This window comes from Yersinia alsatica, from assembly GCF_902170305.1.
Taxonomy (GTDB): Bacteria; Pseudomonadota; Gammaproteobacteria; order Enterobacterales; family Enterobacteriaceae; genus Yersinia; species Yersinia alsatica.
The window spans coordinates 1-15,501 of record NZ_CABHWW010000024.1 but is presented as its reverse complement, the minus strand read 5'-3'; the positions used below and the strand labels follow the sequence as shown (position 1 = coordinate 15,501).

The following is a 15,501-nucleotide window of genomic DNA, read 5'->3' as shown; positions in this document are numbered from 1 at the left end:
TTGGATTTTATTGGGTACGAAAGGGAGTGTATGTCTCGTTGGTTGTTAATTGCCTTGGGTTGGTTGGCAGTAGTTTTGGCGACCTTAGGTGTCGTGCTGCCTCTGTTACCGACCACGCCATTTTTATTATTGGCCGCGTGGTGCTTTGCTCGATCCTCTCCGCGTTTTCATCATTGGCTACTTTACCGTTCTTGGTTTGGTAGCTATATACGCACGTGGCAGCAACATCGAGCTTTGCCTCCAGGGGCAAAATGGAAAGCAATATTTGTTACCGTGCTGACTTTCGCCCTTTCGCTGTGGCTGGTGAAAATTTGGTGGGTCAGGAGCATATTGCTCGTTATATTAGCGATATTGCTGACTTTCATGTTACGGATGCCAGTTATTGACCTATCGCAACAAAAAAAGCCCTGAGCAGTTCACATCAGTTGCTTTTTGGTATCAGTTTGCATAGATTTGAGCGTTTTCGTGCGCGGGGTATTCCCTCGTTGCGTCCTTAGGGTTAAGGATGCAGTAATTTGCTCCATTTATGGCGACATGGTAGACCGAAATATTGCCAGATAGGACAAGTTACTCAGTTGATGCCAATTTAGCACCGACTGGCCGCGCTTTAGTATGTACAGCAGTTTTATCAGGCACAAATTATGACCGCTACTGCACCTAATACAGCACAACAGCTTGAATATATTAAAAACAGTATCAAAACCATCCCCGATTATCCAAAAGCGGGAATACTGTTCCGTGATGTGACCAGCTTGCTGGAAGATCCGTTAGCCTATGCTGCCAGCATTGAACTACTGGTTGAGCGCTATCTGGATGCAGGCGTGACCAAAGTCGTGGGTACTGAAGCACGCGGCTTTCTGTTCGGTGCGCCAGTGGCTTTGTCTCTGGGCGTAGGTTTTGTTCCCGTCCGTAAACCGGGCAAACTGCCACGTGAAACCATCAGCGAAAGCTATGAGTTGGAATACGGTACCGACAAACTCGAGATCCACACGGACAGTATTCAACCAGGCGATAAAGTCTTGGTTATTGATGACTTACTGGCTACCGGTGGGACGATTGAAGCAACTGTTAAGCTGATTCGTCGTCTGGGTGGTGAAGTGACTGACGCTGCATTTATTATTGATTTGCCTGAACTGGGTGGCGAAACACGCCTGACTCAGCAAGGGATTACTTGCTACAGCCTGGTCTCTTTCAGCGGTCACTAATAGCTGATTTTATTGAAAATTGGTTGTTTGCCGATAGTAGCCTCGCCGTCAGTCGTGAGGCTATATCTAAGTGCCCCAGCCCTTTCCTCAAGCCTGATAAAATTTAGGTCAGGGAAGTGCACCCAGTAGTAAAAATATTCCTACCAACAAATTCTGACTCCTCCTCGTGTTACTCCCAAGCTTGCGCCATTGTCTGCCAGGGCCGGGTTACATCGGCAAAGTAAATTTATGGGAATGAGGATGGGCGTACTGATACACTACGGTGAGCATCGTCATTATGCGACTTGCATATGTCCGAAAAACGGCCAAATTAGATATACTAGGTTAAATTATCCATCATAAATCAACGATGAAGCATTAATGAGCTATCAGGTACTTGCCCGTAAGTGGCGCCCAAAAACGTTTTTAGACGTCGTTGGTCAGGAACATGTTCTGACGGCGTTGGCTAATGGCCTTTCGTTAGGGCGAATTCATCACGCCTATTTATTCTCTGGTACCCGTGGTGTTGGCAAGACCACCATTGCTCGGTTGTTAGCCAAAGGTCTTAATTGCGAAACCGGCATTACCGCGACGCCTTGTGGTGTCTGCGCTAATTGTCAGGAAATAGAGCAAGGCCGCTTTGTTGATCTTATCGAAATAGACGCCGCCTCCCGGACGAAGGTCGAAGATACCCGAGAGCTGCTGGATAATGTTCAATATGCCCCAGCCCGCGGCCGCTTCAAGGTCTATTTGATCGATGAAGTCCATATGCTGTCGCGGCACAGCTTCAACGCCTTGCTGAAAACGCTTGAAGAGCCGCCAGCTCACGTGAAATTCCTGCTGGCGACCACAGATCCGCAGAAGTTGCCGGTGACAATTCTTTCCCGATGCTTGCAGTTCCATCTTAAAGTTATCGATGTTGAAGTCATTCGCGCGCTGCTTGAAAAAATATTGCAGGCGGAACAGATTAGCAGTGACGCCCGTGCCTTACAGTTATTGGCCAGAGCCGCAGATGGTAGCATGCGCGATGCGCTAAGTCTGACGGATCAGGCCATCGCGATGGGTGATGGCAGTGTAACGACAGCCACCGTCAGCCAGATGTTGGGAACACTGGATGATGAGCAGCCGTTAGCGATTATTGAAGCTTTAGTGAGTGCCGACGGTGCGCGGGTGATGGCTCAGCTTGAACAAGCGGCATCACGTGGTATTGACTGGGAAAATCTATTAGTCGAAACCCTAAGCTTGCTGCACAGTATTGCGATGGTGCAATTGTTGCCGTCAATGTTGGATAATCACTACGCCACCATTGAGCCGCGACTGCGTGAGCTAGCCCGGACACTACCTCCGACAGATATTCAGCTCTATTACCAAACCTTATTGGTGGGGCGTAAAGAGCTCGCTTTCGCACCTGACCGCCGCATGGGGGTTGAAATGACCTTCTTGCGTGCTCTGGCGTTTCATCCTAAAGCGATAATTGCTGAGTCTCAGATGGTGCCAGTGAGTGCGCCGATGGCAGTGGCCAATAACGCCACAGCTCAACAACACCAGCAATCTCCTGTTTATGCTCAGCATGCACCTGCACAAGAAGCCCCGCCATTAGGTGCGGCTGCGCAGGAGAACGCCCAGTTACCGGATTCGACTGCGCAACTGCTTCAGGCGCGAACGCAGTTACTCCGACAGTCGGGAGCGACCACACCAAAAAAGAATGAACCGGCAGCGCCAGGAAAAGCGCGGCCGGCAAACTCAGCACTGGAGCGCTTAGCTTCGGTGACTGAGCGTAGCCAGCAGCGTCTGGCAGCTAAATCAACGGAAGAAAAGAAACCGGCGAAGAAAGAAGCTTATCGCTGGACGGCTCAGAATCAACCAGAGGTGTCGGCAGAGCCGGTAGCCACACCGAAAGCATTGCGTTCTGCGTTGGAGCATGAAAAAACCCCGGAGCTGTCAGCAAAATTGGCTGAAGCCGCGATGGAAAGAGACCCGTGGGCCGCAGAGATAGATAAGTTACAGATTCCGAAATTGGTGCAACAACTTGCGCTGAATGCATTTAAAGAAGAAATAGAACCGGGTAATATTCGCCTTCACCTGCGTTCTGCTCAGCGCCATTTAAATTCGCCATCGGCGCAAAAGGCGCTGGCTGATGCACTGAGTGAATTACACGGTAACGCGGTTACACTTAGCGTTATTGAAGATGATAATCTGGCGGAGCGTACCCCGCTGGAGTGGCGGCAGGCCATTTATGAAGAAAAACTGGCACAAGCGCGCCAGTCAATTATTGCGGATAATAATATTCAGACACTGCGTCGTTTCTTCGACGCGGAGCTGGATGAAGAAAGTATCCGGCCGGTTTAATCGCTGTGATAAGTGCATGGTGCACCGACGCAGCCCCTTGCTATGAGAGATGACTATGTTTGGTAAAGGCGGTATTGGCAATTTAATGAAACAAGCCCAGCAGATGCAGGAAAAAATGCAGCAGATGCAGGAAGAAGTCGCCAAATTGGAAGTTACCGGTGAATCTGGCGCGGGCTTGGTAAAAGTGACAATTAATGGGGCGCATAACTGCCGCCGGGTTGAAATCGACCCAAGCCTGTTAGTTGAAGAAGACAAAGAAATGCTGGAAGATTTGATTGCTGCGGCATTGAACGATGCAGCACGTCGTATTGATGAAACGCAGAAAGAGAAAATGGCTTCTGTATCCAGTGGGATGCAATTGCCACCAGGCTTTAAGATGCCGTTCTGATGCAAACCAGCCCACTCCTTGAATCATTAATGGAGGCGTTGCGCTGTTTGCCGGGTGTTGGCCCGAAATCGGCGCAACGTATGGCATTCCAACTGCTGCAGCGTGATCGCAGTGGTGGAATGCGCCTGGCGCAATCGTTGACTCGCGCAATGTCTGAAATTGGCCACTGTGCTGATTGCCGAACATTTACCGAGCAAGAGCGCTGCACTATTTGCTCCAATCCACGTCGCCAGCAAAATGGCCAAATCTGTGTGGTCGAAAGCCCGGCAGATATCCATGCCATTGAGCAAACCGGTCAGTTTGGTGGGCGTTATTTTGTGTTGATGGGGCATTTATCACCTCTGGATGGTATTGGTCCTGGTGATATCGGTTTGGATTTGCTTGAAAAACGGCTTGAAACTGAAACTATCAGTGAAGTCATTCTGGCGACTAACCCGACGGTTGAAGGGGATGCAACCGCTAACTATATTGGCCAGATGTGCGGTCAGTATGGGGTGCTCGCCAGTCGGATCGCGCATGGCGTGCCTGTTGGCGGCGAGTTGGAAATGGTCGATGGCACCACATTATCCCACTCATTAGCTGGGCGTAATCCCATTAAGTACTAGTTTTGTGAAGTACAAGCTGACTCAGTACCATCCTATTTAATCTGGTGGGCGATAGTTTTTATCATTGATTATCATATGAATATTTCTATTCCTGATATTCAGTGAATCGCCCCTGATTCTTGATTTTTTTCTGCATTACGACTTGAAACCACCCTCTATTGGCCCCACTTGATACTCATTGTTCGATTTTATCTACCTGTCGGTAATTTGGATTGAGGTAATTAATGAGTATGAAAGGTCAAGAAACCCGTGGATTCCAATCTGAAGTAAAACAACTTCTTCATTTGATGATTCACTCGCTTTATTCCAATAAAGAAATTTTCTTGCGCGAGTTGATCTCCAACGCTTCTGATGCGGCAGATAAACTACGTTTCCGTGCACTGTCTCACCCTGAGCTGTTCGAAGGGGATGGCGAGCTGCGCGTGCGCTTATCTTTTGATAAAGAAAAACGCACTTTGACCCTAAGTGATAACGGCATCGGTATGAGCCGTGATGAAGTCATTGATAATCTCGGTACTATCGCCAAATCAGGGACCAAAGCATTCCTTGAATCTATTGGTTCAGACCAAGCCAAAGATAGCCAGTTAATCGGCCAGTTTGGTGTGGGCTTCTATTCTGCTTTTATTGTGGCGGATAAAGTCACTGTTCGTACTCGTGCTGCGGGTGCCCCAGCCGATGCCGGTGTGTTCTGGGAATCAGCAGGCGAGGGTGATTACACCATCGCGGATATCACCAAAGAAGATCGCGGCACAGAAATCACCTTGCACCTGCGCGAAGGTGAAGATGAATATCTGGATGACTGGCGTTTGCGCTCTGTTATCAGCAAGTATTCAGACCATATTGCACTGCCGGTCGAAATCCAAAGCAAAAATGAAGAAGATGGCACTGTAACTTGGGAAAAAATTAACAAGGCCCAGGCGCTGTGGACTCGCGGTAAAGCAGAAATAACCGACGACGAATACAAGGCATTCTACAAACATATCGCGCATGACTTCACTGACCCACTGATTTGGAGCCATAACCGCGTTGAAGGTAAGCAAGAATACACCAGCTTGCTGTATATCCCGGCACAAGCGCCTTGGGATATGTGGAATCGTGACCATAAGCATGGTTTAAAATTGTACGTCCAGCGTGTCTTTATCATGGATGACGCTGAGCAGTTCATGCCGAATTACCTGCGGTTTGTCCGTGGTTTAATTGACTCGAATGATCTGCCGCTGAACGTATCGCGTGAGATTCTGCAAGACAGCCGTGTTACCCAGAACCTGCGCAGTGCGCTGACCAAGCGTGTGCTGCAAATGCTAGAGAAACTAGCAAAAGACGATGCCGAGAAGTATCAGCAGTTCTGGCAGCAGTTTGGTATGGCGCTAAAAGAAGGCCCTGCGGAAGATGGCAGCAACAAAGACACCATCGCTAAGCTATTACGCTTTGCTTCAACCCATACTGACAGCTCCGCGCAGACTGTCTCATTAGAAGACTATGTCAGTCGCATGGCGGAAGGGCAGGAGAAGATTTACTACATCACTGCCGATAGCTACGCCGCAGCGAAGAACAGCCCGCATCTGGAACTGTTCCGTAAAAAAGGCATTGAAGTCTTGCTGTTATCCGATCGTATAGACGAATGGATGATGAGCTACCTGACTGAATTCGATGGCAAAGCTTTCCAGTCAGTCAGTAAAGCAGATGATTCACTGAACAAGCTGGCAGATGAAGAGCGTCCAGAGCAGCAAGAAGCGGATAAAGCGCTGGAGCCTTTTGTTGAGCGGGTGAAAACTCTGCTGGGTGAGCGCGTAAAAGATGTCCGTCTGACACATCGTCTGACTGATACTCCGGCGATTGTGACCACCGATGCTGACGAAATGAGCACGCAGATGGCAAAATTGTTTGCTGCTGCGGGTCAACAGGCGCCGGAAGTGAAGTACATCTTTGAGTTGAATCCAGAACATGGTTTGGTCAAACGAGCTGCTGATGTCGCTGATGATGCTCAGTTTGCCGAATGGGTCGAGCTATTACTGGATCAAGCGCTGCTGGCTGAGCGCGGGACATTAGAAGATCCTAACCAGTTCATTCGTAGAATGAATCAGTTATTAACAGCTTAATTAAGTAATGAAGCGCCCTGGATAGATATTTTATCTGGGGCGTTTTTTTGTTTAATTTCATCGTGTTATTTTTTTATTTTACCTTCTTCGTATTAATCCTGTCTCTTGAAGCAAACTCGCATGCCTTGAGCCAACCCCCCTGAAAATGGTATGGTTGCTTGTTTTCCGCAATTTCGATTTTTTTTAAGTAAAAACACAAATACCCAATAGATTTCATCATGCAGCAAGGCGACAAACGAGAAATTCCCGATGAACTTACATAAGTGAGTGATTCTGGTGACCGAGAGCAGCCAACACACCTGCAACTTGAAAGATGAAGGGTATAGAAAAACTACATAGCAAGGGGATTTACGCAATGCGTATCATTCTGCTGGGCGCTCCGGGCGCTGGTAAGGGTACTCAGGCTCAATTCATCATGGAGAAATACGGTATTCCGCAAATCTCTACTGGTGATATGTTGCGCGCCGCTGTAAAAGCAGGTTCTGAGTTAGGTCTGAAAGCGAAAGAAATTATGGATGCCGGCAAGCTGGTTACTGATGAGCTGGTCATCGCATTGGTTAAAGAGCGCATCACACAGGACGATTGTCGTGACGGTTTCCTGTTAGATGGGTTCCCGCGTACCATTCCTCAGGCTGATGCCATGAAAGAAGCCGGTATCAAGGTTGATTATGTGCTGGAGTTCGATGTTCCGGACGAGCTGATTGTTGAGCGCATCGTCGGTCGTCGGGTACATGCTGCTTCAGGCCGTGTTTACCACATTAAATTCAACCCGCCAAAAGTTGAAGATAAAGATGATGCCACTGGTGAAGATCTGACTATTCGTAAAGATGATCAGGAAGCCACGGTTCGTAAACGTCTGATTGAATATCATCAACAAACTGCGCCTTTGGTTTCTTATTATCGCAAAGAAGCTGATGCAGGAAACACACAGTATTTTAAACTGGACGGAACCCGTAAAGTAGCAGAAGTCAGTGCAGAACTGGCGACTATTCTCGGTTAATTCTGGATGGTAAGATAGCTAAGGCGGCCTAAGGTCGCCTTTCTTATTTTACGGATATCGTCGACACTGTCTTCACCCGCTAAAATAATCGACGCAATACCCACAACAAGGACTTATGCATGATGCAAAGCAAGCTTGGCGTACTGATGGTTAATCTGGGGACACCGGATGCCCCGACACCACAAGCGGTCAAACGCTATCTGGCTGAGTTCCTGAGTGATCGCCGAGTGGTTGATACTTCCCCCTTGCTGTGGTGGCCATTGTTACGTGGCGTTATTTTGCCGATTCGCTCACCGCGCGTAGCAAAATTATATCAGTCAGTATGGATGGATGAAGGCTCGCCTTTACTGGTTTATAGTCGGCGACAGCAAAAAGCGCTAGCCGCACGTATGCCTGATATTCCCGTCGAGCTGGGGATGAGTTATGGTTCGCCAAATCTACCTGATGCAATTGATAAACTATTATCACAAGGCGTGACCAAGCTGGTGGTTTTGCCGCTTTATCCGCAATATTCTTGCTCGACAAGTGCTGCGGTTTGGGATGCTGTTGCTCGTATTTTGAAAGGCTATCGCCGCTTACCGTCGGTGTCATTTATCCGTGATTATGCTGAACATCCAGCTTATATTTCGGCGTTGAAGCAAAGTGTTGAACGTGCTTTTGAGCAACATGGGAAACCTGATCGGCTAGTGCTCTCTTTCCATGGCATTCCCAAACGCTATGCCCGCTTAGGGGATGACTATCCGCAGCGTTGTGAAGATACCAGCTATGCATTACGAGCAGGATTAACTTTGCCCGCAGAACAGATCATGATGACTTATCAATCTCGATTTGGCCGCGAGCCTTGGCTTACCCCCTATACAGACGAGACATTAAAAAGTCTACCTTCCCAAGGTGTTAAGCATATTCAGCTGATTTGCCCCGGTTTTTCTGCTGATTGCCTGGAAACACTGGAAGAGATCAAAGAGCAAAACCGAGAAATTTTCTTACATGCAGGCGGCGAGAAATTTGAATATATTCCGGCACTGAACGACGACGAGAGCCATATTGATCTTTTAGAACAGTTAGTTAGGTAACATTTGTAGTGATAATTATAAAGTGTCTTATAGTGGCTATATTCGTATTATCTGTAATAATTACATGTGCAAGAGTGGTTTTCCAATTTAATAAAGTAAGAAAGAGTAGTTTTTATTTTTTAAATCAGAATAAGACGAATTGATATTTCAATATTTTCATGATGGTAATTAGTTGTGTGTTGTGAAATATCTAAAAATGATATGTTTCACATTTCTCTTGTAATGATGGGCTATATGTTGGAAAATTAAAAGAATAATTAGTTGCAAGGCTCTGTATTTTCTTACTTGAAGTGTGGTAAGGGCTTATTGTAAAGCACATACAGATGGCCTCAATGGAGAGTATTACTAGTTTGGTGTGTTATCTATCAGTGTATTGGTTGCTGTGAGCCAAGGGCGGTAGCGTTTTTAAAACCAAGTAACCTTTATGGATATGCAATTTTCTGAACTCCTGGCACACTGCGGTAAATTATATTATTAATAGATAAGATCTGGCATACACTCCAAAAACTTAATTAGGTGTAGAACTGGTGGTAATTAAAAATACATTTTGGATGGTAAGTGAAAAGGTAATTAGGCTTATTGTTAGCGTATTTATAAGCGCTATAATAGCCCGTTATTTAGGGCCTGTCGAATTTGGACAGCTAAACTATTATATAGCAATTTTAACGATAGCTACGGTTTTATCCTCTCTCGGATTAAATAGAATTATAGTCCGAGAAGTCGTTGACAAAATTATGAGTCGAACCAAACGCTCAGTTATTGTTTCTACATCATTATATCTTCGACTTTTAGCATCGTTACTAATTTGGATAATAATCTCATTTATTTTTTATGCCATATCTACCTCCCAAGATAGTTTAAATATAGCGATTATTCTTTCTTCAGTTGTTTTTATTTCGATAGATGTTCTAGATTATCATCAACAAGGCTTATCATCATTTAAGATAATTAGTCTTTGCCGAACGGTTGGGTTTATTATATCCGCTTTAATTCGGATGGTTTTTATATTACTAGAACTTCCACTTATATGGTTTGTAAGTGCAGTATCAATAGAATATGCCATAACAGCAATTATTATTTATTTTATTTGCAATAGAAGTAATGGGCCATATTTTGTCTCTTATCGAAACTTTAATATGCAGAAAACTAAAGCGTTATTAATTGAGTCATGGCCAGAAATAATCGCGGGGTTTGGTGCGATACTATTTATGAAAATGGATCAAATAATGTTGCAGTTAATGAAAGGTCCAGCTAGTGTTGGTATATATTCAGCTGCAACAAGAATTAGTGAAGCTTGGTACTTTGTTCCCACAGCTATTGTCGCAGCGACTTTTCCAAAGCTAATAGAACTAAGAAAAGTATCTAATATAAGCTTTCTTAACGGGGTGTCTATGTTAAGTACACTCCTGGTTTATATGTCACTATTAATGGCTATTTTCTTTACTCTGTTTGGTGGTTTTATTATTAGAGTTATCTATGGTGGTCAATACTTAGATAGTGCTGGCGTAGTTATACTACATACTTGGGGAGCTGTATTTCTTTGTATGGGAATATCTTCAGGTTCATGGCTTGTTGCAGAGAAAAAATTAAAATTAAATTTGTACAGAAATTTATTTGGATTGCTTATTAATTTCATTTTAAATATTGCATTAATACCAATATACGGCGTGAAAGGTGCAGCAATAGCCACGGTTGCAGGATTAGCATCAGCATTTTATATTTTTGATTTTTTTATACCATCATTAAGAGGCATGTTTTGGTTGAAAACAAAATCTTTTCTACCAACACAAGCATATAAATTAATAGTGACCCTATTAAATTATAACTGGATGCAAAAAAAGTAACTTGTAGGATTTTTATGAAACTAGTATCAATTATAAACCAACTTAGATGTTTGTTCGCTCCGCGGCCATTACCATTACAAAAGCCAACAGTAATCCAATTTCCAGTTATCGATATTTGTAATTCAAAATGCCAAATGTGTCGTATTTGGGAAAATAAAAAAAGTACTGACATAACAGTAATGCAACTACGAAAAGGGTTGGCTAGTGAGCTTTTTAGTGAAGTCGAAGGAATTGGTTTTAATGGAGGAGAACCGACCCTTAGAGAGGATTTACATGAACTAGTTGAGGTTGTAGTTGCATCGCTACCTAAATTGAAGCATGTATCTCTAATAACTAATGCGTATAAATACATTCAAGTTATTGAAAAAATAAAAACTATTGCACCGATACTACGCGAAAAAAATATTAAGTTTGACGTAATGGTATCACTAGATGGTTTTGAAAAAATTCATGATTTGGTTAGAGGAAGAAGTGGTAACTTTGCAAATGCTCAAAAAGTCATTGATTTTATTATCGAGTACCCATTGGTCGATAATGTGAGAATTGGATGTACCGTAATACGTGAAAATGTATTCCATTTGCCTGATTTACTCGAATTTTGTATAAGAAAGGGAGTTTATATAAAATTTCGACAGGGTGTTCCTCATCAACGCCTTTATACAGCAAATTTGCTTGATCCTTACGCATTAACATTTGAAGAAAAATATGAATTTGTTGAGTTTCTTGAAGGTGTTATTAAATTTTACGAAACAGATTCAATGCAACGTTTGTTTTATCGTTCATTAATCAATCAAATAATATTGGATAAGCCAAGGGGCGCCGGATGTGATTGGAAACATCGCGGTGCAACAATTACTGCAAAAGGAGAATTGGCTTATTGTGCTGTACAAAGTAAAGTATTAATGAAGGATATTTCAGAAGGAGATCCTCTAAAGGTATTTTTCGACAATAAAGATCATCTAAAAGAAATCATACAAACTAAATGTGATAGCTGTCATCATGATTATGTAGGGATACCGGATAAAAAACTATATCGTTCAATATTTATTGAACGACTAGAAGAGAAGTTTAAAATAAAACTAAAAGATAAAGCCAAAAAAATCCCAGGATTTAATTTTTTAAATGAACTACGACATAAAATGCAGTTTGCAAAGAATCTTAAATATTATCTTTCTATTGAAGAACAGCCGACAATAAAATTAAAAATTGGCAAGCGTGTATTGATTTGTGGTTGGTATGGTACCGAAACATTAGGTGATAAAGGTATCATTGCTGGAGTGATGCATTGTTTACGAGAATATCTCGGAGAAGATACACAATTTATAGTTGTCTCGCTATTCCCGTATGTAAGCCAAATGACGCGTATTCAGATGCCTGAATTTCATAATACACATATCGTGACGCCTGAAGGAGGTGCGTCGATGGCAGCTAATATGGATTATGTAGTCTTTGGTGGTGGTCCAATAATGGGAATTAACTCTCTAGCACCTATTGAGGCTATATTCAAACGAGCTAAATCAGCTGGTACAAAAACAATCCTCGCAGGATGTGGTGTTGGTCCCTACGGAAGTAAGTGGCATAACCGTAGTATGGCTAGTATTTTAGGACTATCAGATATCCGAATTTATCGAGATAAACGTTCAAAAGACTATGCCTCTGAATTAGGTATTGACACGCAAGAGGATGTTGTAGCGGAAGATCCAGCATTCACATGGTTGTCTACTATCCAGCCGTCGCTACATACAGAAAAAGATGATCGAAGTAAAAAAATTCTGCTATTAGGGTTACGCGATTTTCCTTATAAAGAATATGCTCGTGACTTATCAGAAAATGAATGCATCGCAATTAAAAATAATTATGAAAAAACAATAGTTGATGCATTAAAGCAATTAATTGCAAAAGATCCATCTCTGGTTATCCGTCCATTACCGATGTGCACAAACCACTTTGGATCTGACGATCGTTGGTTCTACAGAAAACTTTTCCGTGGGCATGAAGACATAATGGCCAGTACCGATGAATCATTACTCGGACCCGAAATGTCCCCTATTGAGTATTGCAATGCGTTTAGCACTGCTGATGCTTTATTAGGTATGAGGTTTCATTCCTTAGTCTTTTCTCTTGGATTGGGAACTAATTCAGTAGCACTAGATTATACGCTGGGAAAAGGGAAAGTATGCTCTTTGGCAGAAAAATACGGAGTAGAACTAATTTCTATGATAACAATGGACGCTGATCAATTAGTTACTACTCTAGAAAAAGCATTGAAATCCCCCAAACCTCTGCCTTTATCTAAAGATATACTAACTTTTAGCACACTACTTAAAAATAAATTGAACAAAAACTGAAATGAGAATATTACATATTTGCTATAGTGATCTCGATGGTGGAGCGGCAAGAGCAGCATATAGATTACATAGAGCTCAACGTAAGATTGGGCTAGATAGTAATATGTTGGTCGTGCATAAAATGTCTGATGACCCTCATGTTTTTACTGTTTCTAAATTAATAAAGTTAAGAATAAAAATAATGAATTTTGTTTCAGTACAACTTCTTAAATTGCAGAAAGATTCAAGTACTGCTCGACGTTCACTTAATATATTTCCTTCTGGTCTACACTCATATATTAATACTATTTCCCCTGATGTTATTAACTTACATTGGATTGGAGGGGAAATGTTATCAATAAAAGAAATTAGCCGTATTCAGCAGCCAATAGTCTGGACTTTACATGACATGTGGGCCTTCTCGGGTTGTAAACACTATGATGATACATTTGCAGAACGCTATAAAAATGCATACTCTAAATTAAATCGGGTGAAGGGTATTATTGGCATTGATATAGATCGCATAATTTATAAACATAAATATAATCACTTACGAAATAAATCTATACTTTTTGTTTCACCAAGCAGATGGCTTGGTGGGTGCGTAAGTTCTAGTTCCTTGTTCAAGGAACATCCAGTTACAGTAATCAGTAATTGTATAGACCATGAACTCTATCGTCCTATAGATAAAAAGATCGCTCGCGAAATAATGCGTTTACCAATGAACAAGAAATTGCTGCTTTTTGGGGCTATGTCTAGTACTAGCGATCCGCGGAAAGGATATGCTTTACTTAAAAATGCTTTACTCAAGCTAAAGCAAAGTAATGAAATTAATGACGTAGAGTTAATCATCTTTGGCTCCAGCGGTGAAAAATCAGATGAAGATGTAGGAATTCCGACCCATTATATGGGGAGAATTTATGATGATATAACACTTTGTTTGCTGTACTCAGCGGTAGATATTTTTATTGCACCTTCGTTGCAAGATAACTTACCTAATACTATAGTCGAGTCTCTTGCATGTGGAACTCCTTGTATCGCTTTTGATCTCGGAGGTATGCCGGATCTGATATCAACATCCGAATATGGGCATCTAGTGAATCCCATTGATGTAGATAGCTTGTATAATGCTATTCAAGAACAACTATCAGTCAAGCGTAATAGCAATATACTGTCAACTTTGAGCGCTTCTATTCGCTCAGAGTATGTAATCGCTTCTGAATATAATAACGTATATAAAATGCTATGCGACGAGAAAAGTATGGAGCGGTTTTAAATTTGGAAAATAATAATGAGTGTATTGCTCACCCAAAAGTGAGTGTTATTACCGTCGTGTATAATAATGTATCTGAGATTAAGAAAACCATCGATTCGATTACATCACAGACATATAAAAATGTAGAGTTTATTGTTGTTGATGGTGGCTCAGATGATGGAACTGTTGAAATTATAAAAAATAATGAGGACAAAATTTATTGGTGGTGCAGCGAACAAGACAATGGTATCTATGATGCAATGAATAAAGGAGTGAAATTAGCAACAGGAGATTTTATTATTTTCATGAATGCAGGTGATACTTTTTTTAATGAACATTCAATAGATAATGTTATGTCATACCCAGCTATCAGTGATTACGATGTTATATACGGTGACTATTATGTTCACGATGCTTTTAGGCATAATGGCTATAGGATTGCAAAAAAAATAGATAACTTATGGAAAGAGATGCCAACATCTCATCAGGCGATGGTATTTAAACGACGATCTGTAACACCTATAGAATATGATATTAATGCAGGTTCAGCAGCTGACCATAATTTATTAATAAGAAAATATCTTGCAAATGAGCAGTTTCTGATGCTAGAAAATATACCTATTGCAAATTATTCTGGTGGAGGAGTTTCTGATAAGAAGAGATTTGAGAGCTATTTATCTGTATATAAAAACTCACTGTTATTAAATAAAAGTAGATTTTTAATCACTTGTCATCTGTTGCTAATGTTAGTAAGAACATGCCTAAGAAGTCTTTATATTAAGGTGATAGGGAAATAGTCTAATGCGATAATATTATTTTTATTATCGTATTTAATAAAGCCTTTTTATCAAAAAACAAAATGGGGTAGGTAGTGGATATAATTTATGACGGAATAATTAGTTCTCTCCAAAAGAATGGTGGAATAACTGTTTATTTCAAAGAGTTACTATCACGCATCTCTCCTGATGATTTTCGTTGGTATCAATATGATGATAAATTCTCTGATATTGGCCCATCTAATAGCGTCACTCTTTCTCCTCGTTTTCTTGAAAGATATCGCGATTTCTTTGTCACTGATTTAATAGATAGCCAGATTTATGATAATTCAATATTCCACTCATCTTATTATAGAATACCAAAAATTAAATTGCCTACAGTTACTACTGTACATGATTTTACTTATGAACGATTCATTCAAGGGCCTGCTAAATGGGTTCATTCCTGGCAAAAGAAGAGGGCTATAGATAATAGTGATTTGGTGATCTGTGTTTCTGAAAATACAGCCAAAGATTTACAAATTTTTTGCGCTGTCCCCGATAATAAAATAAGAATTATTTATAATGGTGTATCAAAAGAATATTATCCTCTAAATGAAAG

General features: G+C 41.9%; 13 protein-coding genes, 1 pseudogene and 1 other annotated feature. Of the genes and pseudogenes, 13 read left to right on the top strand and 1 reads right to left on the bottom strand.

What is annotated here, in order from left to right:
• Positions 1-30: 30 nt before the first annotated feature.
• The gene (locus FTA96_RS13115; protein WP_050108891.1) at positions 31-411 is read left to right on the top strand and encodes a DUF454 family protein; all 381 of its coding nucleotides are present in this window, start codon (positions 31-33) and stop codon (positions 409-411) included.
• Between the two features lie 88 nt (positions 412-499).
• On the opposite strand, the pseudogene FTA96_RS23780 reads toward FTA96_RS13115, so the two are convergent.
• Positions 500-568 (bottom strand): annotated as a pseudogene (locus FTA96_RS23780) (SWIM zinc finger family protein); the annotation flags it as partial.
• Positions 569-641: 73 nt separating this feature from the next.
• Here FTA96_RS23780 and apt point away from each other — a divergent pair.
• The 12 genes from apt to FTA96_RS13050 all read left to right on the top strand — a co-directional run.
• A complete protein-coding gene (apt, locus tag FTA96_RS13105) occupies positions 642-1,205 on the top strand; it encodes an adenine phosphoribosyltransferase (RefSeq protein ID WP_050108889.1) in 564 nt (187 codons plus the stop codon).
• A gap of 360 nt (positions 1,206-1,565) precedes the next feature.
• Complete coding sequence (dnaX, locus tag FTA96_RS13100) at positions 1,566-3,533, top strand: DNA polymerase III subunit gamma/tau (RefSeq protein WP_050151534.1); 1,968 nt, start codon at positions 1,566-1,568, stop codon at positions 3,531-3,533.
• Positions 2,863-2,927 (top strand) — a sequence feature (DnaX frameshifting element). (Overlaps the previous gene by 65 nt.)
• A gap of 55 nt (positions 3,534-3,588) precedes the next feature.
• The gene (locus FTA96_RS13095; RefSeq protein WP_019081276.1) at positions 3,589-3,921 is read left to right on the top strand and encodes a YbaB/EbfC family nucleoid-associated protein; all 333 of its coding nucleotides are present in this window, start codon (positions 3,589-3,591) and stop codon (positions 3,919-3,921) included.
• Entirely contained in the window at positions 3,921-4,526 is a 606-nt protein-coding gene (recR, locus tag FTA96_RS13090; protein WP_050108885.1) for a recombination mediator RecR, read from the top strand. Before FTA96_RS13095 ends, recR begins: the two co-directional genes overlap by 1 nt.
• A 230-nt stretch (positions 4,527-4,756) precedes the next feature.
• Positions 4,757-6,625 (top strand): molecular chaperone HtpG, encoded by a 1,869-nt coding sequence (htpG, locus tag FTA96_RS13085; protein WP_050109002.1) that lies wholly within the window; start codon positions 4,757-4,759, stop codon positions 6,623-6,625.
• Between the two features lie 355 nt (positions 6,626-6,980).
• Positions 6,981-7,625 (top strand): adenylate kinase, encoded by a 645-nt coding sequence (gene adk / locus FTA96_RS13080; RefSeq protein WP_050108884.1) that lies wholly within the window; start codon positions 6,981-6,983, stop codon positions 7,623-7,625.
• A gap of 119 nt (positions 7,626-7,744) precedes the next feature.
• On the top strand, positions 7,745-8,698 hold the full coding sequence (gene hemH, locus FTA96_RS13075) for a ferrochelatase (protein ID WP_145574024.1): 954 nt from the start codon (positions 7,745-7,747) through the stop codon (positions 8,696-8,698).
• 527 nt (positions 8,699-9,225) lie between these two features.
• Entirely contained in the window at positions 9,226-10,542 is a 1,317-nt protein-coding gene (locus FTA96_RS13070) for a flippase (RefSeq protein WP_145574022.1), read from the top strand.
• Between the two features lie 14 nt (positions 10,543-10,556).
• On the top strand, positions 10,557-12,890 hold the full coding sequence (locus FTA96_RS13065) for a polysaccharide pyruvyl transferase family protein (RefSeq protein ID WP_145574021.1): 2,334 nt from the start codon (positions 10,557-10,559) through the stop codon (positions 12,888-12,890).
• Between the two features lies 1 nt (position 12,891).
• The gene (locus FTA96_RS13060) at positions 12,892-14,145 is read left to right on the top strand and encodes a glycosyltransferase (RefSeq protein ID WP_145574019.1); all 1,254 of its coding nucleotides are present in this window, start codon (positions 12,892-12,894) and stop codon (positions 14,143-14,145) included.
• Positions 14,115-14,921 carry a glycosyltransferase family 2 protein gene (locus FTA96_RS13055; protein ID WP_145574017.1) on the top strand — a complete coding sequence of 269 codons (807 nt, stop codon included), beginning with the start codon at positions 14,115-14,117 and terminating at the stop codon, positions 14,919-14,921. The genes FTA96_RS13060 and FTA96_RS13055 overlap by 31 nt, the downstream gene beginning before the upstream one ends.
• A gap of 74 nt (positions 14,922-14,995) precedes the next feature.
• On the top strand, positions 14,996-15,501 hold a 506-nt coding region (locus FTA96_RS13050), incomplete at its 3' end, for a glycosyltransferase (protein ID WP_145574016.1).

What these genes read in the sequence shown, in the direction of transcription:
- FTA96_RS13115 (WP_050108891.1), top strand. Translation starts at nt 31, where the DNA reads ATGTCTCGTTGGTTGTTAATTGCCTTGGGTTGGTTGGCAGTAGTTTTG.
- recR (WP_050108885.1), top strand. Translation starts at nt 3,921, where the DNA reads ATGCAAACCAGCCCACTCCTTGAATCATTAATGGAGGCGTTGCGCTGT.
- FTA96_RS13095 (WP_019081276.1), top strand. Translation starts at nt 3,589, where the DNA reads ATGTTTGGTAAAGGCGGTATTGGCAATTTAATGAAACAAGCCCAGCAG.
- FTA96_RS13065 (WP_145574021.1), top strand. Translation starts at nt 10,557, where the DNA reads ATGAAACTAGTATCAATTATAAACCAACTTAGATGTTTGTTCGCTCCG.
- FTA96_RS13055 (WP_145574017.1), top strand. Translation starts at nt 14,115, where the DNA reads ATGCGACGAGAAAAGTATGGAGCGGTTTTAAATTTGGAAAATAATAAT.
- hemH (WP_145574024.1), top strand. Translation starts at nt 7,745, where the DNA reads ATGATGCAAAGCAAGCTTGGCGTACTGATGGTTAATCTGGGGACACCG.
- adk (WP_050108884.1), top strand. Translation starts at nt 6,981, where the DNA reads ATGCGTATCATTCTGCTGGGCGCTCCGGGCGCTGGTAAGGGTACTCAG.
- apt (WP_050108889.1), top strand. Translation starts at nt 642, where the DNA reads ATGACCGCTACTGCACCTAATACAGCACAACAGCTTGAATATATTAAA.
- dnaX (WP_050151534.1), top strand. Translation starts at nt 1,566, where the DNA reads ATGAGCTATCAGGTACTTGCCCGTAAGTGGCGCCCAAAAACGTTTTTA.
- htpG (WP_050109002.1), top strand. Translation starts at nt 4,757, where the DNA reads ATGAAAGGTCAAGAAACCCGTGGATTCCAATCTGAAGTAAAACAACTT.
- FTA96_RS13060 (WP_145574019.1), top strand. Translation starts at nt 12,892, where the DNA reads ATGAGAATATTACATATTTGCTATAGTGATCTCGATGGTGGAGCGGCA.